Consider the following 5,166-nt stretch of genomic DNA (forward strand, 5'->3'; position numbering starts at 1 on the left):
CGCGTGCGGGTTTTCGTCGAATTTCTGATCGAGCAGTTGGCCACGCCCACGACACCCCCAGTGCCCGCGCCACGCACGCGCGGTCACTGAGCGGCGCGCGCGTCTTCATCGCATGGCCCGCTCAGTGCCCCGCGCTCTGGCCGCCGTCCACATGCAGGATCTCGCCGGTCACGAACGGCGCCGAGTCGAGATAAAGGATCGCATTCACGATGTCGCTCATCTCGCCCATATGACCCACCGGATGCAATGCGCCGAGCGCCGCATGGGTCTCGGGCGCATGCATCGGTGACTTGATGATGCCGGGCGAAACTGCGTTGGCGCGAATGCCGCGCTTCGCATACTCGATCGCGAGCGAGCGGGTCGCGGCGGCGAGGCCGCCCTTGGTCAGCGAGGCCAGCACGGACGGCACGCCGTCGATCGCGTGATCGACGAGGGTCGTCGTGATGCTGACCACATGGCCGCGCTCATGCTTCTCCATTTCGGCGATCGCCAACTGCGTGATGTGGAAGAAGCCCGCGAGATTGATGCCGGTGACCGTCGCGTAATCTTCGGCCGTGTATTGCGTGAACGGCTTGGCCACGAAAATGCCCGCATTGTTGACGAGCGTATCGACCCGCCCGAAGCGCGCCACGGCTGTTTCGATGACCCGTCGAGCCGTGGCCGGATCGGCGATGTCACCGGCCACGGTGACGAGGTTGGGATCGTCGGACGGCTTGATGCTGCGCGATGTCGCGACGACGTTGTGGCCGAGCTGGCGAAACGCCTTGGCCGTTTCGGCGCCGATGCCTTGCGACGCACCGGTAACCACGATGACTTTGGGAGACTGACTCATAGTGAACCTCGAAGTAAATTGGATCAGCACTGTGTGATCGGGCTGATGGCTCCGATGGCTACTAATTTATGCAGTCGTGCTCCGCTTTTGCATACAGGGCGCGGACAAACACTTGTGAGCGGCAGGAACAAGAGGTCAGTCGTGACACGTCGCGTGCGTGTCGCGGCGTCTGACCTCAGCGGCACCGATCCGCATTCAGGATGTTTGCGTTCGCGGATCGTGATCGAACTCGAGCCTGATCCCGCCCGGTTCATACACCATTGTGTGGCGTTTGGGACCGGCACCGAGGTCCTCCGGCGCGAATTCGACCTTCACGCCGGGCCACGCCGATACGCGCGCGAATATATCGGTGAGCGCTTCCTCGCTGCTCACGCGCAACGCAAGATGATGAAGTCCGACATGAACCTTGCGATCGAATTCGACGATGCGGCTCGGGTCGGTGACCTGCCACAGCGTCAACATCACGTGTCCGTCCGATACGAACGCCGCCGGGTAAGCGGGCCGTTCGCCAACCTGTTTCCAGCCGAGGCACTTCACGAAGAAGTCGCGTGTGAGGTTCAGATCGCGGACCGTGAGTCCGACGTGATCGATACCTGAAGTAAGCGGGTTGTCAGTCATGATTCTGTCTTCCTGAAAAGAAAGCGGCGGTCGAATCCCCGCCAGAACATCATAGCCACATGTAGCCACATGAAATGGCGTCGATTGTCGCTGGCGGCGCAATTCAGTTTTTACACCATGTGGCGCATCTGGCGAACAAATCCGCTTGCTTAAATCTGCATAGTCAAATAAGCTGAAGTCAGATATCTTGGAGACGACCAATGGACGATTCGACCAACGAAGACTTTGAGCGCGCGCAAAAGCTGGTGTCCGTGCTGGGTCAGGCGCGTCAGCTGATTGGAAGCGAGCTCAGATCGGGGCTCGCGGATGCAGGGCTGAACCTGCAGGCGCGCGGCGTCCTGCTCACGCTTGCGCGCGGCAACGTCACAACGCCGGCCGCACTTTCGAAACAGGCAGGTATCCCCCCGGCCCGGATGACCCGCGTGCTGGACAGGCTCGAAAAGAGCGGACTGATCGAGCGCGCGCGTAACGAGAGGGATCGCCGTCACGTGGACGTGTCGTTGACCCGGGAAGGGCAGGCCGTCGCCGCCCGCAATGTCCGAGTCACCCGTGGCGCTTGGAGCGAGCGGCTCTCGCACTTCTCGAAGTCGGACTTCGATACGTTGAACGTGCTGCTGTCCAGACTGCTGAACGACTAGGCGGCATTTTTTTTATTCGATTATCTGACATATCAGATATCAGCCCGCAATCGAAGGGCGCTTCGAACCGAGACGAGGAGTTGCAATGAACCCATCGACCAACCCGGCCGCGCCGGCCCAGCTGACTGGCGCGAAATTCGCCATCGGCACGTTCGCCGTGGCGCTCGCGACCTTCATGAACGTGCTCGATTCGTCGATCGCCAACGTCGCGATTCCGACGCTCTCGGGCAACCTGGGCGTCTCGATCGACGAAGGCACGTGGGTCATCACGCTGTTCGCCGCGGCCAACGCGGTGTCGATTCCGCTGACAGGGTGGCTCACGCAGCGCATCGGCCAGGTCAAGCTGTTCGTCTGGGCGATCCTGCTGTTCGTGCTGTCATCGGCGGCGTGCGGACTCGCTCCGAACCTGCTGGTACTGCTCGTCGCGCGCGTCGTGCAGGGCGCGGTGGCGGGGCCGCTGGTGCCGCTGTCGCAGGCCATGCTGCTCGCGTCGTTTCCCAAGGAAAAAGGCTCGAACGCGCTTGCGCTGTGGGCGATGACGGCGACGGTCGGGCCGATCGCGGGCCCCGCGCTCGGCGGCTGGATCACCGACAGCTACAGCTGGTCGTGGATTTTCTACATCAACGTGCCGGTCGGCCTGTTTGCCGCGGGCGCGATCTGGGCGATCTACCGCGATCGCGAGACGCCGGTCCGCAAACTCCCGATCGACAAGGTCGGGCTGATCTCACTGATCGCCTGGGTCGCACCGCTGCAGATCATGCTCGACAAGGGCCGCGACCTCGACTGGTTCAGCTCGCCGGTGATCTGGGCGCTGACGATCGTCGCCGTGGTCAGCTTCCTGTTCTTCCTGATCTGGGAATTGACCGAGGAAAAACCGATCGTCAACCTGCGGCTTTTCGCGAGACGCAACTTCCTCGGCGGCACGATCGCTATTTCGGTCGCCTACGCGATCTTCTTCGCCAACCTCGTGATCCTGCCGCAGTGGATTCAGGGCTTCCTCGGCTACCGGGCCGTCGACGCCGGGCTCGTGACCGCGCCGCTCGGCATTTTCGCCGTGATCCTCGCGCCGGTGATGGGCAAGATCATGCCGCGCTCGGACATGCGGGTGCTCGCCACGCTTGCGTTCGCCGGATTCGCTGCGGTGTTTTTCATGCGCTCGAACTATACGACCGGCGTAGACGCGTGGACCCTCGTGCTGCCGACGCTGCTGCAAGGCATCCCGACCGCGTTGTTCTTTACGCCGCTGACGGCGATCATCCTGTCGGGCCTGAAGCCGGAGGAGATTCCGGCGGCGGCGGGTCTGTCCAACTTCGTGCGGATTTTCGCGGGCGCGGTGGGCACCTCGCTGATGAGCAATGCATGGAACGACCGTACGATTCTTCATCATGCGCGACTTGCCGAGCAAACCAGCGTCGAGAACCCTGGTTTCACCGGCGCGATCGCGCACCTGCAGGCGGCGCTGGACGCGGGCGTTCCCAAGGCCACGGCGTTTTACGAGGCCTCACTGAACGCGCAGGCGACGATGCTGGGCCTGAACGACATCTTCTGGATTTCGGCGGTGATCTTTTTGGTCATCATCCCGCTGATCTGGGTCACGAAACCGACCAGGGGTGGAGCCGCGGGCGCGGCAGCCGCCGGCGGACATTGAACCCGATTGGGCAACCCGGTTTGGGGCGGAAAATGAAACACACAATCCTCTCCTTGACATTATCTGATGATGCAGATATTGTTGAAATCAACAAGGAGAACACGCCATGGACCACTACACGACGAAGAACTTCATGCTTACCGAAAGTATCGGCTTCAGGCTCGTCAAGGCCCGCAACGTCGTCGTCGCGGAAATGGACGCGGCGCTCAAGGACCTGGACATCAACGGCCAGCAGATGGGTATCCTGCTTTCGCTGAAGCAGGGTGTGGCCACCACGCCTTTCGAGCTGTCGAAGCTGCTCGGCATCGACACCGGCCTGATGACGCGGATGCTCGACAAGCTGGAATCGAAGGGGCTGCTGGAACGTTCGCGCGACCCGCAAGATCGCCGCGTGGTCAATCTGACGTTGACCGCGCAGGGGCAGAAAACCGCCGCGCGGATTCCGGAAGTCGCCCCGCATGTGCTGAACGCCCGCCTGCGCAAATTCACCAAGGCGGAGTTTGCCGAGCTGGACCGCCTGCTTCGCAAGTTCACAGGCGAGTGAGCGGCGCGGCCGTGGGCCGCGTTTTTTTGACCCATTAATCTGATTAGTCAGAAAATGAAAACGCAAACTTCCAGGGCAAACACCGTCGCCCGTTCGCTGAAGCTCGGTGTTTCGGTGATCTCCTTCGCAGTGCTGGCAGCATGTGCAAACTATGCGGGCATCCACAGCGACAAGCAGATCAATCAGCCACAACAGCTGGAAACGGCCCGGAGCCTGCCGCAGGAGCATGGGAACTGGCCGTCCCCGGACTGGGTCGACCAGTTCGGCGACGCTCAACTGAAGGCGTTGATCGCCGAGGCGCTGCAAGGCAGCCCGACGCTTGCCCAGGCGCGCGCCCGGGTCGAACAGGCACAAGCCTACAGCGAAACGGCGAAGGCCAACACGCTGCCGCGCGTCGACGCTTCGTACTCGCTGACGCGCCAGCAGTTCAGCAGCAGCGCGCTGATCCCGCCGCCCTATGCCGGCTCGTGGCAGACGGAGAACAAGGGGCTGCTCAGCGCTTCCTACGATCTCGATCTGTGGGGCAAGAACCGCGAGGCGCTGCGCGCGGCTGTGTCGGAGGCGTCCGCTGCCGAGGCCGACGAGCAGGTCGTCAGGCTCACGCTCGACACCTCGATCGCCCGCACGTACAACGAGCTGGCGCGGCTCTACGCGTTACGCGATATCGCGCAACAGGAAGTCGCGCGGCGCGAGCAGATCGACCGCATTACCTCCGGCCGCATCGCAAACGGTCTCGACACCGAAGTGGAGCGCAAGACGGCCGACGCGAATCTGTCGACGAGCCGTGCCCGCGTCAGCGCGCTCGACGGCAGCATCCTGAGCACCCGCTATCAACTGGCGGCGCTGCTTGGCAAGGGTCCCGACCGCGGACTCGCGATCACGCGGC

The 5,166-nt window shown here is 62.7% G+C and carries 6 protein-coding genes; 4 read left to right on the forward strand and 2 right to left on the reverse strand.

The features are described from left to right. Window positions 1–121 precede the first annotated feature (121 nt). Entirely contained in the window at window positions 122–832 is a 711-nt protein-coding gene (locus tag AB4Y34_RS40810) for an SDR family NAD(P)-dependent oxidoreductase (protein WP_368719199.1), read from the reverse strand. Between the two features lie 195 nt (window positions 833–1,027). Further along, window positions 1,028–1,450 (reverse strand): VOC family protein, encoded by a 423-nt coding sequence (locus AB4Y34_RS40815; protein ID WP_176384532.1) that lies wholly within the window; start codon window positions 1,448–1,450, stop codon window positions 1,028–1,030. Between the two features lie 200 nt (window positions 1,451–1,650). Here AB4Y34_RS40815 and AB4Y34_RS40820 point away from each other — a divergent pair, with 200 nt between their 5' ends. From AB4Y34_RS40820 to AB4Y34_RS40835, 4 genes are all read left to right on the forward strand, one after another. Continuing rightward, on the forward strand, window positions 1,651–2,088 hold the full coding sequence (locus AB4Y34_RS40820; RefSeq protein ID WP_176384530.1) for a MarR family winged helix-turn-helix transcriptional regulator: 438 nt from the start codon (window positions 1,651–1,653) through the stop codon (window positions 2,086–2,088). Between the two features lie 85 nt (window positions 2,089–2,173). Continuing rightward, window positions 2,174–3,736: a DHA2 family efflux MFS transporter permease subunit gene (locus tag AB4Y34_RS40825; RefSeq protein ID WP_368719200.1), complete on the forward strand. Its 1,563-nt coding sequence runs from the start codon at window positions 2,174–2,176 to the stop codon at window positions 3,734–3,736. Between the two features lie 106 nt (window positions 3,737–3,842). Then, window positions 3,843–4,280, forward strand: coding sequence for a MarR family winged helix-turn-helix transcriptional regulator (locus AB4Y34_RS40830; protein ID WP_176386049.1), 438 nt, complete (start codon window positions 3,843–3,845; stop codon window positions 4,278–4,280). A 54-nt stretch (window positions 4,281–4,334) separates the two neighbouring features. Then, on the forward strand, window positions 4,335–5,166 hold an 832-nt coding region (locus AB4Y34_RS40835; RefSeq protein ID WP_368719201.1), incomplete at its 3' end, for a TolC family protein.

The sequence above is a fragment of the Paraburkholderia sp. BR10954 genome (genome assembly GCF_040965775.1).
Taxonomy (GTDB): domain Bacteria; phylum Pseudomonadota; class Gammaproteobacteria; order Burkholderiales; family Burkholderiaceae; genus Paraburkholderia; species Paraburkholderia youngii.